Consider the following 16,588-nt stretch of genomic DNA (forward strand, 5'->3'; position numbering starts at 1 on the left):
GTTCCAAGGGGCTTCACCTGACAATATGAACTGGCTGCTGGACCTCACTCCCGACGAATGGAATGCGGTCCGGCTGTCGATCAAGGTGGCGACCGTGGCAATGCTGTTCAGCCTGCCACCGGGCATCCTGATTGCGCTCTTGCTTGCCCGCGGAAAATTCTGGGGCAAGACGCTGCTCAACGGCGTGGTGCATCTGCCGCTGATCCTGCCGCCTGTGGTCACCGGCTATCTCTTGTTGCTCACCTTCGGCAGGCGCGGTCCGGCTGGTGCGTTCCTGGCGGAGCATTTCGGCATCGTCTTCTCGTTTCGCTGGACAGGTGCTGCACTGGCCTGCGGCATCATGGGTTTCCCCTTGATGGTGCGGGCGATGCGGCTGTCGATCGAGGCGGTCGACCGCAAGATGGAGGCGGCGGCGGGAACGCTCGGCGCCAATCCGCTGTTCGTCTTCGCCACCATCACGCTGCCGCTGATCCTGCCGGGGCTGATCGCCGGCTCCATCCTGTCTTTCGCCAAGGCGATGGGCGAGTTCGGCGCCACCATCACCTTCGTCTCCAACATTCCCAATGAGACGCAGACGCTGCCTTCGGCGATCTACACCTTCACGCAGGTGCCGGGGGGCGATGATGGAGCGCTACGGTTGACGCTGATTTCCATCATCATCTCGATGGCCGCACTGGTCGCCTCGGAAGTGCTGGCGCGGCGCGTCGGCAGGCGGATGGACATCGAATGAGCGTCCTTGTCGACATCAGCCATCGGCTCGGCGATTTCGCCATCGACGCCCGTTTCGAAAGCGCCGGGCGGCTGACGGCGCTGTTCGGGCCGTCCGGTTCGGGCAAGACGACGCTGATCAACATGATTGCCGGCCTGATCCGGCCGGACAAGGGCCGTATTGCGGTCGACGGTCGGGTGCTCGTCGACACCGATGCCGGCATTTTCGTGCCGAAGCACAAGCGCCGAATCGGCATGGTGTTCCAGGATGCGCGGCTGTTTCCGCATATGAGCGTGGCCGGCAATCTGCGGTATGGCCGCTGGTTCACGCCGCCGGCGGAACGGTATGCCGAGATGGACGCCGTCGTCGAATTGCTCGGCATCGGTCCACTGCTTGACCGGCGGCCGGCAAAGCTGTCGGGCGGCGAGAAGCAGCGCGTTGCGATCGGTCGGGCGTTGCTCGCCAGCCCGAAATTGCTGTTGATGGACGAGCCGCTGGCCTCGCTCGACGATGCGCGCAAGGCCGAGATCCTGCCCTATATCGAGCGGCTGCGCGACGAGACCAAGCTGCCCATCGTCTATGTCAGCCACTCCGTCGCCGAAGTGGCGCGGCTGGCGAGCGACGTGGTGGTGATGGCGCAAGGCAAGGTCGCGGCTTCCGGTCCGACCGGCGCGATCATGCAGCGGCTCGACCTCCTGCCGGCAGAGGAACGCGGCGAAGGTGGCGCGGTGCTCGACACCAAGGTGCTGCGCCATGACGAGGCTTTTGGTATGACCGTGCTCGGCTCGGCGGCGGGCGAAATCCGGGTGCCGCGGCTGGCTGTCGCGACCGGCGCGCCGGTGCGCATCCGCATCCGCGCCCGCGACGTGATGATCGCCACCGAACAGCCGATGGGGCTCAGCGCGCTCAACATCCTGCCGGGCATCATCGTCGCGATCAGCCCGGGCGAGGGGCCAACGGTCGACATCGGCATCGACTGCAATGGCGCAACCGTGCTTGCCCGCATCACCGAACAGTCCAGGCAGGCGCTGAAACTTCATCTCGGCGGCAAGGTGTTCGCGGTGATCAAGACGGTCAGTTTCGACCGTGCCAATACCAGCGCCGGCCTGCCGGCCGAAGCGGATGGCTGAGAGCCGCTATATCGTTTTGGAATAGCGCTATGGATCGGGAGGGGCTAGTGTGACCGTGGAGGACAAGAGATGCCGTCGCTGAGCCTGCGGATAAATCTCGATCCGGACGGGCGCATAGGTCCGGGCAAGATCGAATTGCTCGAACAGATCGCCACCTTCGGCTCGATCTCGGCCGCCGCGCGCGGCATGGAGATGTCCTACAAGCACGCCTGGGATCTGGTCGAGGATATGAACCGGGTGTTCGGCAAGCCACTGGTCGCAGCGCAGACCGGCGGCCGCAAGGGCGGCGGCGCGCAGTTGACCTCGGTCGGACTGGCGGTCGTCAGCCGCTTCCGCGCCATTGAGCGGGCTGCGGCTGCAGCGGCCTCGACGCATATGGAGGCGCTGCAGGCGGAGATTGATGCTGGGTAGGGAGTAGGGACTAGTCGTCTTCTCCTGCCTTGCGCAGCAGATAGGTGTCCATGATCCAGCCCTTTCTCTTCCGGGCTTCTTCACGCACCCTCTCAATCTCCGCGCCGACATCGCCGAGGCGTCCCGAAACAACAATCTCGTCCGGCGTGCCGAGATAGGCGCCCCAGTGGATGATCAGATCCTTGTCGACCAGCGTGTTGAAGGCGCATTTGCCGTCGAGCATGACCACCGCACTGCCGGCATTTTGCGGCATGCCTTGCTCGGTCAGGCGGCGGCCAGTGGTGATCAGCACGGGGTCGCCGATGCGGTTCAGCGCCATTTTGTGGCTGGCGGCGAGCGCCTGAACTGCAGTGATGCCGGGGATGACCTCCAGCTCGAACCCGACATTGCCTCTGAGCCGCACCCGCTCGAGAATGCGTAGCGCGCTGTCATAGAGCGAAGGGTCGCCCCAGATCAGGAAAGCGCCGCAGCCATCTTCGGCAAGTTCGTCGCGGACCAGGCCTTCATAGATTTCGGCGATGGCCTCGTGCCAGTCGTCGACGGTCGAGCGGTAGGACGGCGCCGGCTCGGCGCGCACCGGCACGTCGAACTCGACGCGGCGCGATTCGGGATTGGTGACGAAACGATCGCAGATCTGGCGGCGGAGTTCGGCAAGATCGTTCTTCTTCGCCCCCTTGTCTGGAATAAACAGGACGTCCGCCCGGTTCAGGCCGTCTACCGCCTGAACGGTCATATGATCGGGATTGCCGGCGCCGATGCCGATGACGAGAAGCTTGCGCATGACGCGAACTCCTGCCCGATCGAAACCTGTTAGTCCAGACCGCCGATTGGCGTGTCCAGACACTGTGGCGCCCTGCTTGGAGAGGGAAGGGCTTTGAAACGCCACATTGAAACGGCTAGGGTCGCGGCATTCTTGGCGAGGGGCTTCGATGTTGCGATATGTTTTGACTGTAGCGCTGGCGCTTTCAGCCACGCCCGCACTGGCCAACGATTCGACCGCCGAACTCGGCACCGGTGGCCTGATCCTGTCACGCAGCGATGCGGTGGCGATGCAAAGCGAGGATCTGTTCATCTCGCCGGAAAAGGTGACGGTCGACTACGTCTTCCACAACAACACTGACAAGGATGTAAATGCCATCGTCGCCTTCCCGTTGCCCGACATCGAAGGTGACCCGGAGGAAATGCCGGCCATCCCGGAAAACCAGAGCGACAATTTCCTTGGCTTCGAGGTGACGATCGATGGCGCGCCGGCAAAGCCGCAGCTCGAGCAGAAAGTGTTCGCTGTCGGCATCGATATCGGCGCCGATCTGAAGGCGCAGAACGTGCCGTTCAATCCATTCGGCGATGCGGCAAAGGCGGCCCTGGCGAAGCTGCCGAAAGCGGTGGCCGAGGATTGGGAGAACCGCGGCATCATCATCGAGGATCCGGGCAGCGATGGTACTGAGGCGAACAAGGTCTACACGCCGTGGTGGCAGTTGCGCTCGACCTATTGGTGGCGCTCGACCTTTCCGGCCAACAAGGATGTCCATGTCTCGCACCGCTACAAGCCCAGCGTCGGCGGTACGTCGTCTGTCAGTTTCTTCTATGACGGCAAGTTCTCCGAGGGCAGCCAATATACAAGCTACAAGACCCGGTTCTGCATGGACGACGGGTTCGAGAATGCCGTGCGCCAGGCCGCCAAGGCCGACGGCTATCCGCATTTTTATGAGAACCGCATTCAATATATCCTGACCACCGGCGGCAATTGGGCGAACGGCAGCATCGGCAAGTTCAAGCTGACCGTCGACAAGGGCAATCCGAAAGCGCTGATTTCGTTCTGCGGCGACAATGTCAAAAAGGTCGGGCCGACGACCTTCGATACGACGGCGAAGGACTTCTATCCCGAGCACAACATCGACATATTGCTGCTGGTGCCGTCGGATGACGGCGCCGGGGAGGCCAACTGATGGACGTCGCGATCTATGTCGCCATCGCCGAGAACGGCGTGATCGGGCGCGACGGCGGCCTGCCGTGGCGGCTGTCCACCGATCTCAAGCGCTTCAAAGCCGACACGATGGGCAAGCCCGTCATCATGGGCCGCAAGACCTATGAAGGCATCGGCCGGCCGCTGCCGGGCAGATTGAACATTGTGGTGACCCGTGACAAGGCCTGGCGCGCCGAGGGCGTTGAAACAGCAAATTCGCTGGAAGCCGCAATCCAGCTGGCCACGGTGCGCGGGCGTTGCATGAGCGGCGTCGACGAGATCTGCGTCATCGGCGGCGGCGAGATATATGCCCAGGCGCTGCCGCGCGCCGACCGCCTGCATGTCACCCATGTGCTGGCCACAGTCGACGGCGACGCGCATTTCCCGCCGATCGATCCGGCCAGCTGGCGAATTGTGCGTTGGCAGGATTTTCCGGCTGGTGAAAAGGACAGCCACGCAACGCGCTATACGGTTTACGAGCGCAGCCGGCCCATGACGCAGGTATCTCCATGACGGCCAACAAGCATCCACCGCTCGGCACTTTCATGGATTTGCTCGGCACAGAAATACGCTCGCGTATGGGAAATGACCCGGCGCGCGCGGCCGCGCATCGGCGGATTTTCGGTAACACCGCGCTTGCGGCGCCGCAGGGGAGCGGTGAGCAACCCCAGCGTCAGCCGGCTTGTCGTCACCTCGCGGAATGCTTTGCCGAGCTTGACAAGGTCGGTGGCAATCTCGGCAGGCTCGCGGCCGCGCTGCGCGAGATTGAGCCGCATCTTAGCTGGAACAATCAAAGCGAGCGTCGCAAGTCCGCGGTGCTGGCCGAGAATTATGCCGATTCCTTCATCGTCGGTCCGGGCGGTTTCGTCCCGAGCAGTACAATCGAGATCGGAGTCTCGGTCATGGCGCCGCACACGACCTATCCCGACCATCGGCATCCGCCGGAAGAGCTTTATCTTGTCCTGTCACAGGGTGAGTGGCGGCAGAATGCCGAGGCGTGGCATGAACCAGGGGTCGGCGGGGTGGTCTACAATCCACCTGACATCGTTCATGCCATGCGCGCGGATGCGAAGCCGCTTTTTGCCATTTGGTGCCTGCCTCTCGACAATACGTCGCATTCATAGGGCGACTTATTGGAATTTGCTGCTTGCAGCGGTCCAAATCGGACGGTGCAGTGCCGGATCGCGTTGAAAGCGCATCGCGGCGTCCCTATAGAAGAACAACTGGATTTTGCGCCGCGAGGCCGGCGCTGAGGGAATTCCAAGCGAAAGGACATTCATGCCCTGGAACGACAAGAGCGGTGGCGGCGGCGGCCCATGGGGCGGCGGCGGCAACAATCAGGGACCCTGGGGGCAGGGACCGAAGGGGCCTAGCGGCCCGCAGGGATCACCTCCCGATCTCGAAGACATCATCCGCCGCGGCCAGGACCGGCTGCGGCGCGCGCTGCCCGGCGGCGGCGGCGCCAGCCCGGCCGTGTTTGCGCTGATTGCGGCGGCACTGGTCGTGCTGTGGGCATTCAAGGCGGTCTACACCGTGCAGCCGGACGAGGTTGCGGTCGAGTTGCGCTTCGGCAAGCCGAAGGCGGAGCTGTCGCAGCCTGGTCTGCATTTCCATTGGTGGCCCGTTGAAACCGTCGAGACGGCCAACATCGCCGAGCAGCTCGTCGATATCGGTGGTGGCGGCGCGACGAGCGGCAACACTTCCGGGCTAATGCTTACCGGCGACCAGAATATCGTCAACGTCCAGTTCTCGGTGGCCTACCAGGTCTCCGATCCAAGAGCCTACCTGTTCGACGTCTCCGATCCCGAAGGCATGCTGCAGCAGGTCGCCGAAAGCGCCATGCGTGAAGCCGTCGGCCGGCGACCGGCCCAGGACATTTTCCGCGACGATCGCCAAGGCATCGCCGCGTCGGTGCGTGAAATCATCCAGACGACGCTGGACGGCTACAAGGCCGGCCTGAACGTCAATGCGGTTTCGATCGAGGACGCGGCGCCACCGCGTGAAGTGGCGGACGCGTTTGACGAAGTGCAGCGCGCCGAACAGGACGAGGACAAGTTTGTCGAGCAAGCCAACCAGTATTCCAACCAGAAGCTCGGCCAGGCGCGCGGTGAGGCCGCACAGGTCCGTGAAGACGCGGCGGCCTACAAGAACCGTGTCGTGCAGGAGGCCGAAGGTGAGGCGCAGCGCTTCATCTCGGTCTATGACGAATACGCCAAGGCCCCCGATGTGACGCGCAAGCGCCTCTATCTGGAAACGATGGAGAAGGTCCTGAAAGACTCCAGCAAGGTCATCGTCGAACAGGGCAATGGGCAAGGGGTCGTCCCCTATCTGCCCCTGCCGGCACTACAGCCGAAGGCGCCGGCGCCCCTTGGCGCCACGACCGGAGGAGCCCAATGATGGCCAATCGTCTTCCCATCCTTGCCGTCATCGCGGCCGTGCTTCTTTTCCTGCTCTACTCCTCGGTCTTCGTGGTCAACGCGCGCCAGCAGGCGCTCGTGCTGCGGTTCGGCGAGATCGTCGATGTCAAGAATGAACCCGGCATCTATTTCAAGGCGCCGTTCGCCTTCTTCGACGCCGACAGCGTGCAATTGATCGAAAACAGGGTGCTGCGCTTCGATCTCGACAACATCCGCGTCCAGGTTTCGGGCGGCAAGTTCTACGAGGTCGACGCTTTCATCGCTTACCGTATCTCGGATCCGCGCGTGTTCCGCTCCGCCGTGTCCGGCCAGATCACACTGGCCGAAGCCCGACTGAGGACGCGTCTCGATGCAGCGCTCCGCCGTGTCTACGGTCTGCGCGACTTCGAAGCGGCGCTCTCGGAAGAGCGGGCTGTGATGATGCGCGAAGTGCGCGATCAGCTTCGGCCGGACGCGACGTCGCTCGGTCTGCAGATCGAGGATGTGCGCATCCGCCGGACCGACCTGACGGCGGAGGTTTCGCAGCAGACCTTTGACCGCATGAAGGCCGAACGCCTGGCCGAGGCCGAACGGCTGAGAGCGCGCGGCAAAGAGGCGGCGCAGCGCATCACCGCACGCGCCGACCGCGAAGTGGTGGAAATCGTCGCCGAAGCGCGCAAGGAATCGGAAATCCTGCGCGGTGAGGGCGAGGCCCAGCGCAGCGCGACCTTCGCCGATGCCTACAAACGCGATCCGGCCTTCTTCGACTTCTACCGGTCGATGAATGCCTATGGCACGGCGCTGGACAACTCGGGGACGACGATGGTGCTGTCGCCGAACTCGGAGTTCTTCCGCTTCTTCCGCAACCCCGACGGCACGGACGCGAAGCCGGCGACACCTGCGGCTCCGGCGGCGGCACCTGCCGCCCCGGCAGCGCAACCTGCACCCGCCCAGTAGGGCGGTGCGGGATTTCCTTGCGGCCATAGGTCTGGTCCTCGTCCTCGAGGGCCTGGTCTATGGCGGCTTTCCCGGTCTCGCCAAGCGTCTTGCCGGCGAAGTGCTGTCGACGCCGGAAAATGCACTACGCATCGTCGGGCTGGCGGCGATCGCCATCGGCGTCGGCATTGTCTGGCTGGTGCGTGGCTGAGGACCGGTGGTATCAGGTGTAACGGAGGATTTATCCTCCCGATGTGGCTATAGCCGCAAACGTGCCGTATTTCTTGCCAACATGACGCGACGCGGCGTTTTGCCGAAGCGCTTTTTCTTTTCAGCAATTCCGGGAGGCTCTCGATGACATCCAACACCCTTCTGCGCGCGGCGCGGCGGACGTTCATCGCAGGTGCTGCGGCACTTATGGTCGGCGCGCTTGCCGTTCCGGCTTTCGTGACGCCGACGGTGGCCGCGGACGGACCGGCTTCGGTCGCCGACCTCGCCGAAGGCCTGCTGGGTGCGGTGGTCAACATCTCGACCTCGCAGACCGTGAAGGGCACTGAAGGTCCGGGCGCGGTGCCGATGCCGCAACTGCCGGAGGGCTCGCCGTTCCAGGACTTCTTCGACGATTTCTTCAAGAACCGTGGCGGCGACAAGGATGGCGGCGCGCAAAAGGTGCAGTCGCTGGGTTCGGGCTTCGTTGTCGATGCCGAGCAAGGCATTGTCGTGACCAACAACCACGTGATCGCGGATGCCGACGACATCGAGGTGAATTTCTCCGACGGGGTGACGCTCAAGGCGACGCTGGTCGGCACCGACACCAAGACCGACGTCGCGGTGCTCAAGGTCGACCCGAAGGGCCACAAGCTGACCGCGGTGAAGTTCGGCGATTCCAACAAGATGCGCGTCGGCGACTGGGTGATGGCGATCGGCAATCCGTTCGGCCTCGGCGGCACGGTGACGGTCGGCATCGTCTCGGCCCGCAACCGCGACATCAATTCCGGCCCCTATGACGACTTCATCCAGACCGACGCCGCCATCAACCGCGGCAATTCCGGCGGCCCGCTGTTCAACAGCCTGGGCGAGGTCATCGGCATCAACACCGCGATCATCTCGCCGTCGGGCGGCTCGATCGGTATCGGCTTCTCCATTCCCTCGCAGCTAGCCTCGGGCGTCGTCGACCAGTTGCGCCAGTTCGGCGAAACCCGCCGCGGCTGGCTCGGCGTGCGCATCCAGCCGGTGACTGACGACATTGCCGAAAGCCTCGGCATGGCGACCGCCAAGGGCGCGCTGGTGGCCGGCGTCATCAAGGGCGGACCGGTCGACAACGGCACTATTCTCGCCGGCGACGTCATCATCAAGTTCGACGGCAAGGACATCCATGAAATGCGCGACCTGCCGCGCGTCGTGGCGGAAAGCCCCGTCGGCAAGGCGGTCGACGTGATCATCGTGCGCAAGGGCGTCGAACAGACGGTGAAGGTGACGCTTGGCCGGCTCGAAGACGGCGAGAAGCTCTCCAGCGGCGAAGACGGCACGACCGACGAGGACAAGGGCGGCGACAAGGCGCCCGCGGTTTCGACGGCTTCGGTGCTCGGCATGACCGTCGGCGAACTCAATGACGAGACGCGGACCAAGTTCGGCATCGCTGCCGATGTTTCGGGCGTCGTCATCACCGACGTCACCAAGGATTCAGCTGCCGCCGAGCGCGGCATCCAGGCCGGCGAGGTGATCACCGAGATTGCGCAGGAATCGGTCGCGACCCCGAAGGACGTCATGGACCGGATCGGCGCGCTGAAGGAGCAGGGCCGCAAGAACGCGCTTCTGATGCTGGCGTCGAAGACCGGCGAGTTGCGGTTCGTTACGATCCGCATGGATTAGCAGTCTTCACAGTTAGGTTGAAACATCCTATGGGATGTACTATTTTGACCTGTGAAGCGGATTGTTCTGGACACAAACGTACTGACGGCGGGCCTACGAAGCAGGAATGGAGCTTCGTTCGCCGTGTTGCGGATGGTTGCTGACCGGCAACTTCGCCCATTGGTGACGACGGCGCTGTTTCTTGAATATGAAGCAGTGCTGAGTCGACCTGAGCAGGTGGCTGTTCACGGACTGTCCGCAATGGAGCTGGATCGCCTGTTGTCCGGTTTCGCTGCCTTGGCGGAACCAGTGGAACTGCACTTTCTCTGGCGTCCGCAGTTGGGCGATCCGAAAGATGAGATGGTGCTCGAGACGGCGGTCAACGGCAGAGCGGAAGCGCTGGTAACGCATAATCGTCGGGATTTTGTCGCAGCGGCCGCTCGCTTCAACATTCAGATCATGAGTCCTGCAGAATTGTTGGAAGGATTTCGAGCATGAGCAAGGCGACTTATCCCTTGAAGCTGCCTCTTTCAGTCAAGGAAGCAGCAGCGCGTCTGGCTAAGGCCGATGGCGTCTCGCTCAACCAATGGATCGCTTCGGCTGTGGCACAAAAGGTTGGGGCCATGGAGACTGCCGCCGATTTCCTGCGCCAACGGGCCGGCGATGCATCAGGCGAGGATTTTGCAAGAATTCTCGACCGGGTCGCAGCCGAGCCGCCACAGCTAGGCGACGAAAGGCCGTCTAAGAGACATTGATCAGCCGCGTCTCTTTTGCCAGTCCTTGCGGGACAGCCGGTAGAGGACATGCCGCTTGAGATGCGGGTGGCTGTCAGGGATGGATGGGTGGTCGAAATCGCGAGCCGGGTCGGGGCTCATGCCGAGGCGTTCCATGACCGCGGTCGAGCGGCGGTTGGCGGCGACGGCGAAGGAGACGATTTCGTCGCGGTCTAGCGTTTTGAAGCCAAAGGCGAGCCAGGCTTCGGAGGCCTCGGTGACATAGCCCTTGCCCCAGAATTCCGGCGCCAGCCGCCAGCCGATCTCGATCGTATCGGAAGGCATGGACGGCACGTGATCGGTCTCTAGGAGGCCGACAAAGCCAATGCATTCGCCCGTCGCGGCAATCTCGGCGGCGGCAAAACCAAAGCCGTCCTCGGCGATCCAGCCTCGAAATTCGTCCATCTTTGCATCCGTCTCGGCGCGGTCGCGGCGAAATGGAAAGAACTCCATCACCCGCTCGTCTGAGTTGATGCGGTGGAAGAGCTCGCGGTCGCGCTCTTCCCAGTTGCGCAGGATCAGGCGTTCGGTGCGCATCGGTTTCACGAGGCGAATTCCTCCTGGAGATAGCCCTGGAGATAGAGGAGCGCCGTCAGATCGCCGTGGTCGATGCGAACCTTGGCTTGCGCGGCCACAGTCGGTTTGGCGTGGAGCGCAACACCGGTGCCGGCAAGCCGGATCATGTCGAGATCGTTGGCGCCGTCGCCGACGGCAATGGCGTCGGCCGGCGTCAGGCCGAGGCGGGCTGAGATCTCGTTCAGGGCGTCGGCCTTGGCGGCGCGGCCGAGGATCGGCTCGGCGACCAGGCCGGCAAAGCGCCCGTTTTCCTCGATCAGGCGGTTGGCGCGGTTTTCCTGGAAGCCGAGCATGTCCGCGATGCGGCTGGTAAACACGTCGAAGCCGCCAGAGATGAGGGCCGTCCAGGCTCCGTTGGCCCGCATCGTCTGCACCAAAGCGCGGCCGCCAGACGCCAGCGTCAGGCGGTTGGCGATGATGCGGTCGACGACTGCGGTGTCGAGGCCTTTCAGCAGCGCCACGCGTTCACGCAGCGCCGGCTCGAAGGCGATCTCGCCATTCATCGAGCGCGCCGTTATGGCGGCAACGCGATCCTTGACGCCGATCTCGTCGGCGAGTTCGTCGATGCATTCCTGGTCGATCATGGTCGAATCCATGTCGGCAAGCAGGATTGCCTTGCGGCGTGTTTCAGACTGCTGGACGATGACGTCGATGGGTTCGGAACCAAGTGCAGCGCGCAAGGCGGCAACCGTCTCAGCGACTTCAGCCCCTTCGGCCAGCACCAGATCGCAGGCGACGCCGTCGCCAAGCCAGCGAACAGCGCTTGCGCCGACCGACCGTGAGGCCATATTCGCAAGCGAGGCCGAGACAGTGCGGCTGACGGGGTGAGACACAAGCGTGGCAATGAGCGGCATGGAGACTTCCAGGCAAGAAGTTGGAGGCAGGCAGGCGGGCGAGGGCCGCGTGAAGAACGCGATCCTGATAGCCGGGCCGACCGCCAGCGGCAAGTCGGCGCTGGCGCTCGATCTCGCCGAGCGCAAGGGCGGTGTCATCGTCAACACCGATTCCATGCAGGGCTATTCGGTGCTCGACGTGCTGACGGCGCGGCCAGCTGCTGCCGAACTCGCCCGCGCGCCGCATTTTCTCTACGGTCACGTGCATCCCTCCACCGCCTATTCCACCGGCGCCTGGCTTCGCGACGTGATGAAGCTGATCGACGACGGTACGCTTGCCCGGCGGCCCGATGGCCCGGCCTTCGAACGTCCGGTGATTTTCGTCGGCGGCACCGGGCTCTATTTTCGCGCGCTTGCCGAGGGCATTTCGGAAATGCCCGACATTCCGCAGCAGGTGCGCGACCGGTGGCGCTACGAACTCAAGGAGCAAGGCGCGGCCAAGCTGCACCGCATCCTGCTGCACGAGGATTCCGCGGTTGCCATGCAGCTGAAGCCGACCGACGGCCAGCGCATCGTGCGCGCGCTCGAGGTGCTTGACGCATCCGGCCGCTCCATTCTCGAATGGCAAGCGGCGCGCGGCCGGCCGCTGATCGACCGCGACAGTGCGCGTTTCTTCGTCATCGAGCCGGACCGCGCCGCCCTTGTCGAACGGATCGAGAGCCGGTTCGACCGCATGCTCGATCTTGGCGCTCTCGATGAAGTCAAACGGCTTGTGGCGCTTGGCCTCGATCCTGATTTGCCGGCGATGAAGGCGATCGGCGTTCGCGAACTCTCGGCCGCGATGGCTGATGACCTCAGCTTTCCCGAGGCCATCGAGCGCTGCAAGGCGGCGACGCGGCAATATGCCAAACGGCAAACGACGTGGTTTCGCCATCAACTGGGCCCAGAATGGCTGAGATTGCAGCCCGGCGACGACCCGAACAAAGCGTTTTGATTTTCCTGTTGCTAATGCAATTACAGAAACAGGAGCTGAAATGAACATTCCCGTTCCGGTTGTCTGGATTAACAGTCCGTAAGGCGCCGTCATGCCATAAATCAGGCGGGTACTTTTCCAACGGGGAGCAGATGCGTTTCCACAAGGCGGAATCCGCATTTTTCGTCTTTATTTTCGTGATCCTCGCCGCAGGCCTGGTGACGCTTCATGCCTATGGTCTTTTGCAGGGCATTGCCGCCGACATGGATACGGCGTCCCGCATCGACAGGATCGTCTACCTCAACAGGCTACTGTTCATCACCGGCGTGCTTCTGGCGACGGCGCTGTTCTTCGGTGTGTTCTTCATCTACCCGCTGATCCGCAGGCAGGCGACGGAAGAGGGCAAGCTGCGGGCGATGACTGTGTCGCTCAGCGCCCGTTCGGAAACGCTGCAGCATGCGGCTTTGACCGATGGCCTTACCGGCATGCAGAACCGGCGCTATTTCGACGATGCGCTGAAGGAATATCTCGAAGAATTCCGCCGCATCGAAAAGCCCGTCGGGCTGATGATCCTCGACCTCGATCATTTCAAGCAGGTCAACGACACACATGGCCACGATGTCGGCGACGAGGTGCTGAGAGCAGTCGCCAATTGCCTCAAAGGCATGACGCGCTATCACGACGTGGTGGCGCGGCTCGGCGGCGAAGAGTTTGCCGTGGTCACGCCAAACATGGATGCGGAGTTGCTGGGGAAATTCGCCGAACGCATCCGCAAGGCGATCGCCAACATGTCGGTGCTGTCGGGCAATGTCCGGCTCAAGATCACCACCAGCGTCGGACTTGCTGTGTGGGATCGGAAGGAAACGGCCGAGGAATTTTACCGCCGCGCCGACCGCCAGCTTTATGAGGCGAAGAGGCAGGGCCGCAATCGCGTCTGCGCCTAAAATCCCGAAGAAGAATTCATGAGGCCGATTGCCTGACGCGGCTTTCTCGACTTCCGGTGCTCACGGACTAAATGTCCGCTGCGCTCCGGCTTCTCGAAAAGCCACGCCATTCAATCCGGCCTGATGAATTCCCTTTCGGGATTTACCCAAGCGGGCCAACGACGCCGAGGCTTCGACGCCGACGCGGCTTTTGTTCGGTAGAAGGACGTTACGCTAAAGCTCAATCGTTTTGCGGGCGCATGCCGAAGGTTGTGGGCTTGAGGCCATAGCGCAGGTCGAAATCGTCATCCGGCTGGGCGCGCTGGGTGGTGGTGGCCGGCTTGCGGTAATCTGGATCGCCGGCCTGGCGGCCGGAATCCACCGCCTCGGCGAAGGCCATCTGCTGCTGCGTTTTCGGCACGTTGCGCAGTCGTTCGACGATGGCCGCGAGATCGACGTCGTTGCCGTCCAGCGAGAACTCGTCCTGCTCTCGCTTGGCGGTGCCGGGGATCAGGTTCTCCGCCAGTTTTTCGAATTTCAGCCGCATGGTCGTCGCCACGCCTTCACCGAAGGCGATGGCTTCGCGCTGACCCATGGAGGACAGGAAGGCCAGCGTCGAGGCCGAAGAATCGGCGATCGCCGAGCGGATGATTGCCTGGTCCTGCTCGTTGGCCAGCCGCATAGCGAAAAAGGTCGAGCACTGCGACAGGATGGTCGGATCGAGTTCGCCCGGGCGCTGGGTGACGACGCCGAGATAGCAGCCATATTTGCGGCCTTCCTTGGCGATGCGCGACAGTGCGTGCCTCGTGGGTGCGAAGCCGAGCCGCGGATCGGCCGGCATGTAGCGATGCGCTTCCTCGCACAGCAGCAAAAGTTTCAGCCGGCCGTCGCTCCACAGGGCAAGGTCGAAGGCGAAGCGCGCCAGCACCGAACAGACAGAATTGACCACCTCGGACGGCATGCCGGCCATCTCGAAGCAGGTCACCGGGCGGCCATGATGCGGCACCCGGAAAATGTTGCCGATCGTCTCGTGGATCGTGTCCTCGATCAATCGCGAATTGAACATGAAGCGATAGCGCGGGTCGGACGCAGCGGACTCGATGCGCGTCTTCAGCGATTTCAGCGTCGGACGGTCGTTCTTGCTTTCCAGGAGGCCCATGCGCTCGTCTATCTGCTTGATGAGATCGACCATGCGGTAGGGCACCGGCGTGTCGGCAGTCAGCGCATCGCTGCCGCGGCGCACATAGGAGCCGGAATTCGGGTTGCGATAGAGGTTCTTGGCGGCGGGGATCAGATCGCGCAGCACATCGACTTCTTCCGGCACCGTCTCGCGGCCGCGAAACAGCACTTCTGCGAACTCCTCCAGCCTGAACATCCAGAACGGTAGATCAAGTGTCTTGGAATCGACCCGGACGCAGAATTCCGGCAGCGACGCCGCGAATTCATTGTGCGGATCGAGGATCAGGATGCGCAGATCCGGCCGGGCGGCGATCGATTTGCGCAAGAGCAGCGAGACGGCGGTGGATTTACCGACGCCTGTCGTGCCGACAATGGCGAAGTGACGCGCCAGCGTGTCGTCGATGGCGATGTTGGCGTCGATCGCCTCATCCTGCGACAGCGTGCCGATGGTGATCGAGTGACGCCCGGCAAGGTCGTAGACCGCCCGCAGGTCGCGGCTGCGGATGCGGTGGGCAATGGCGCCGATATGCGGATAGGTCGTGATGCCGCGGTCGAAGATCGGGCGGTCGCCGGGCTCGGCGCCGTCGCGCACCTCGCCGATCAGTTCCACGCTGACCTCGATCGGATTCTGCCCCTCATTGCTCCAGGCGCGATCCGACTTGCCGATCTCATAGACCAGGCCAACGGTGCGCGATGTCCCGAGGTTGATGGAGATCATCTTGCCGACCGTCCACAGGCCGGTGACCGCGCCTTCAATATCGTCGGCATAGGCGCTGATGGTGGCGCGGGCGCCGTCACACTGCACGACATTGCCCAGAATGCGCTTGTCGTTCTGCTCGGCGCGGCGACGCTCCTGCGAGGTCGGTTCTCCGACGGAGGCTTCGCGCTCGACAAACATGCAGTCCGATCCCCATTCCCGTGGAGCGTCGACCCTACACAAATGGGGTTAAGGTGGCGTGTGGCGGGATGGTGTAGCAGGCGTTAACCCGGCAGCGAAAATTCAATCTACCGGCTCTTCACTGAATTCAGAATTTCAATATATTGGACGAATGATTGATATAGCGAATGACATTTCCACCACGATCGGCAAAAGAATCCATGCCGAAAGAACCTTGCGAAACTGGTCGCTGGCGGAGCTGGCGGATCGCTCCGGCGTCTCCAAGGCCATGCTCAGCACCATCGAGCGCGGCATGACCAGCCCAACCGCGGCGCTCTTGGTGCGCATCGCCGCCGCCTTCGGCATGACGCTGTCGACGCTGATTGCACGCGCCGAGCAGCAGGGCGGCGGGTTGCTGCGCGAAAGCCAGCAGCCGGTGTGGCGCGATCCCGGCACCGGTTACGTCAGGCGGCATTTGTCGCCGGTCTCCGACATGCCGCTCGAACTGATCCGGGTGCAACTGCCGGCGGGCGCAAGGGTCAGCTTTCCGGCAGCGTCCTATGCCTTCATCAAGCAGCAGATGTGGCTGATCTCCGGGCGTCTCGAATTCACCGAGGGCGATGTCGTGCACAGTCTCGCGCCCGGTGACTGCCTGGCGCTCGGCGCGCCGTCGGACTGCACGTTCCATGCCGTCGGGCCGCAGCCCGCCGACTATCTGGTCGCGCTGGTCAGAGGCTGAACTCGTGGCAAGACGTCCCAAGCGCTCCGACAATGGCGGACCGCCGCTCGATGATTACAAAGGCCCGCCCTGGGGCAAGGGCGATCCATACATCTTCCTCGCCTGGCAGGCAGCGCACGCCAAGGCGTGGAAGGCGCCGAGCCGTGACGTGATGCTGATGCGCATGGAAAAGGCCGAGAAGCTCGGCCTGACCTATGAGGAATACACGCTCGAAATCCTCGAACGCGGGCTGCATCTGCAGCCAAAAGACGCCGATCGCATTGCCGCGATCAAGGTAGGACGAAAACGACGCCGCGTCGCGCGGCTGGATTGACGGCAC

The 16,588-nt window shown here is 63.1% G+C and carries 20 protein-coding genes; 16 read left to right on the plus strand and 4 right to left on the minus strand.

The features are described from left to right. The first annotated feature begins 25 nt into the window (after nt 1-25). From modB to H0241_RS02330, 3 genes are all read left to right on the plus strand, one after another. The gene (gene modB / locus H0241_RS02320) at nt 26-730 is read left to right on the plus strand and encodes a molybdate ABC transporter permease subunit (protein WP_181055812.1); all 705 of its coding nucleotides are present in this window, start codon (nt 26-28) and stop codon (nt 728-730) included. Continuing rightward, nucleotides 727-1,839, plus strand: a complete 1,113-nt coding sequence (gene modC, locus H0241_RS02325; protein WP_181055813.1) for a molybdenum ABC transporter ATP-binding protein — start codon at nt 727-729, stop codon at nt 1,837-1,839. Before modB ends, modC begins: the two co-directional genes overlap by 4 nt. A gap of 69 nt (nt 1,840-1,908) precedes the next feature. Then, the gene (locus tag H0241_RS02330; protein ID WP_112394630.1) at nt 1,909-2,250 is read left to right on the plus strand and encodes a winged helix-turn-helix domain-containing protein; all 342 of its coding nucleotides are present in this window, start codon (nt 1,909-1,911) and stop codon (nt 2,248-2,250) included. Nucleotides 2,251-2,260: 10 nt separating this feature from the next. Here H0241_RS02330 and cobF read toward each other — a convergent pair whose 3' ends face one another. Then, nucleotides 2,261-3,031: a precorrin-6A synthase (deacetylating) gene (cobF, locus tag H0241_RS02335; RefSeq protein WP_181055814.1), complete on the minus strand. Its 771-nt coding sequence runs from the start codon at nt 3,029-3,031 to the stop codon at nt 2,261-2,263. 148 nt (nt 3,032-3,179) lie between these two features. On the opposite strand from cobF, the gene H0241_RS02340 reads away from it, so the two are divergent. The 9 genes from H0241_RS02340 to H0241_RS02380 all read left to right on the plus strand — a co-directional run bounded on the left by H0241_RS02340 (nt 3,180) and on the right by H0241_RS02380 (nt 10,151). Next, nucleotides 3,180-4,196, plus strand: coding sequence for a DUF4424 domain-containing protein (locus H0241_RS02340; protein ID WP_181055815.1), 1,017 nt, complete (start codon nt 3,180-3,182; stop codon nt 4,194-4,196). Beyond that, on the plus strand, nt 4,196-4,726 hold the full coding sequence (locus tag H0241_RS02345) for a dihydrofolate reductase (protein ID WP_181055816.1): 531 nt from the start codon (nt 4,196-4,198) through the stop codon (nt 4,724-4,726). Before H0241_RS02340 ends, H0241_RS02345 begins: the two co-directional genes overlap by 1 nt. Then, nucleotides 4,723-5,337, plus strand: coding sequence for a dimethylsulfonioproprionate lyase family protein (locus tag H0241_RS02350; RefSeq protein WP_181055817.1), 615 nt, complete (start codon nt 4,723-4,725; stop codon nt 5,335-5,337). Before H0241_RS02345 ends, H0241_RS02350 begins: the two co-directional genes overlap by 4 nt. A gap of 154 nt (nt 5,338-5,491) precedes the next feature. Beyond that, complete coding sequence (gene hflK, locus H0241_RS02355) at nt 5,492-6,610, plus strand: FtsH protease activity modulator HflK (protein WP_181055818.1); 1,119 nt, start codon at nt 5,492-5,494, stop codon at nt 6,608-6,610. Next, the gene (gene hflC / locus H0241_RS02360; protein WP_181055819.1) at nt 6,610-7,566 is read left to right on the plus strand and encodes a protease modulator HflC; all 957 of its coding nucleotides are present in this window, start codon (nt 6,610-6,612) and stop codon (nt 7,564-7,566) included. The genes hflK and hflC overlap by 1 nt, the downstream gene beginning before the upstream one ends. A gap of 4 nt (nt 7,567-7,570) precedes the next feature. Next, nucleotides 7,571-7,756, plus strand: a complete 186-nt coding sequence (locus H0241_RS02365; RefSeq protein ID WP_181055820.1) for a DUF2065 domain-containing protein — start codon at nt 7,571-7,573, stop codon at nt 7,754-7,756. Nucleotides 7,757-7,899: 143 nt separating this feature from the next. Further along, complete coding sequence (locus tag H0241_RS02370) at nt 7,900-9,417, plus strand: DegQ family serine endoprotease (RefSeq protein ID WP_181055821.1); 1,518 nt, start codon at nt 7,900-7,902, stop codon at nt 9,415-9,417. Between the two features lie 51 nt (nt 9,418-9,468). Continuing rightward, nucleotides 9,469-9,894 (plus strand): putative toxin-antitoxin system toxin component, PIN family, encoded by a 426-nt coding sequence (locus H0241_RS02375; protein ID WP_181055822.1) that lies wholly within the window; start codon nt 9,469-9,471, stop codon nt 9,892-9,894. Further along, nucleotides 9,891-10,151 carry a pilus assembly protein HicB gene (locus H0241_RS02380; RefSeq protein ID WP_181055823.1) on the plus strand — a complete coding sequence of 87 codons (261 nt, stop codon included), beginning with the start codon at nt 9,891-9,893 and terminating at the stop codon, nt 10,149-10,151. Before H0241_RS02375 ends, H0241_RS02380 begins: the two co-directional genes overlap by 4 nt. Here H0241_RS02380 and H0241_RS02385 read toward each other — a convergent pair whose 3' ends face one another. After that, nucleotides 10,152-10,715, minus strand: coding sequence for a GNAT family N-acetyltransferase (locus H0241_RS02385; protein ID WP_181055824.1), 564 nt, complete (start codon nt 10,713-10,715; stop codon nt 10,152-10,154). Further along, complete coding sequence (gene serB / locus H0241_RS02390; RefSeq protein WP_181055825.1) at nt 10,712-11,599, minus strand: phosphoserine phosphatase SerB; 888 nt, start codon at nt 11,597-11,599, stop codon at nt 10,712-10,714. The genes H0241_RS02385 and serB overlap by 4 nt, the downstream gene beginning before the upstream one ends. Here serB and miaA point away from each other — a divergent pair. After that, entirely contained in the window at nt 11,589-12,572 is a 984-nt protein-coding gene (gene miaA, locus H0241_RS02395; RefSeq protein WP_181055826.1) for a tRNA (adenosine(37)-N6)-dimethylallyltransferase MiaA, read from the plus strand. The genes serB and miaA overlap by 11 nt on opposite strands. A 131-nt stretch (nt 12,573-12,703) precedes the next feature. After that, nucleotides 12,704-13,495 (plus strand): GGDEF domain-containing protein, encoded by a 792-nt coding sequence (locus H0241_RS02400; RefSeq protein ID WP_181055827.1) that lies wholly within the window; start codon nt 12,704-12,706, stop codon nt 13,493-13,495. A gap of 220 nt (nt 13,496-13,715) precedes the next feature. Here H0241_RS02400 and H0241_RS02405 read toward each other — a convergent pair whose 3' ends face one another. Continuing rightward, entirely contained in the window at nt 13,716-15,551 is a 1,836-nt protein-coding gene (locus tag H0241_RS02405) for an ATP-binding protein (RefSeq protein WP_181055828.1), read from the minus strand. Nucleotides 15,552-15,702: 151 nt separating this feature from the next. Here H0241_RS02405 and H0241_RS02410 point away from each other — a divergent pair, with 151 nt between their 5' ends. Then, nucleotides 15,703-16,269 carry a helix-turn-helix domain-containing protein gene (locus tag H0241_RS02410; protein ID WP_181055829.1) on the plus strand — a complete coding sequence of 189 codons (567 nt, stop codon included), beginning with the start codon at nt 15,703-15,705 and terminating at the stop codon, nt 16,267-16,269. Nucleotides 16,270-16,273: 4 nt separating this feature from the next. Further along, a complete protein-coding gene (locus H0241_RS02415) occupies nt 16,274-16,582 on the plus strand; it encodes a hypothetical protein (RefSeq protein ID WP_181055830.1) in 309 nt (102 codons plus the stop codon). The last annotated feature ends 6 nt before the right edge of the window (nt 16,583-16,588 follow it).

The sequence above is a fragment of the Mesorhizobium neociceri genome, from assembly GCF_013520985.1.
Classification (GTDB): domain Bacteria; phylum Pseudomonadota; class Alphaproteobacteria; order Rhizobiales; family Rhizobiaceae; genus Mesorhizobium; species Mesorhizobium neociceri.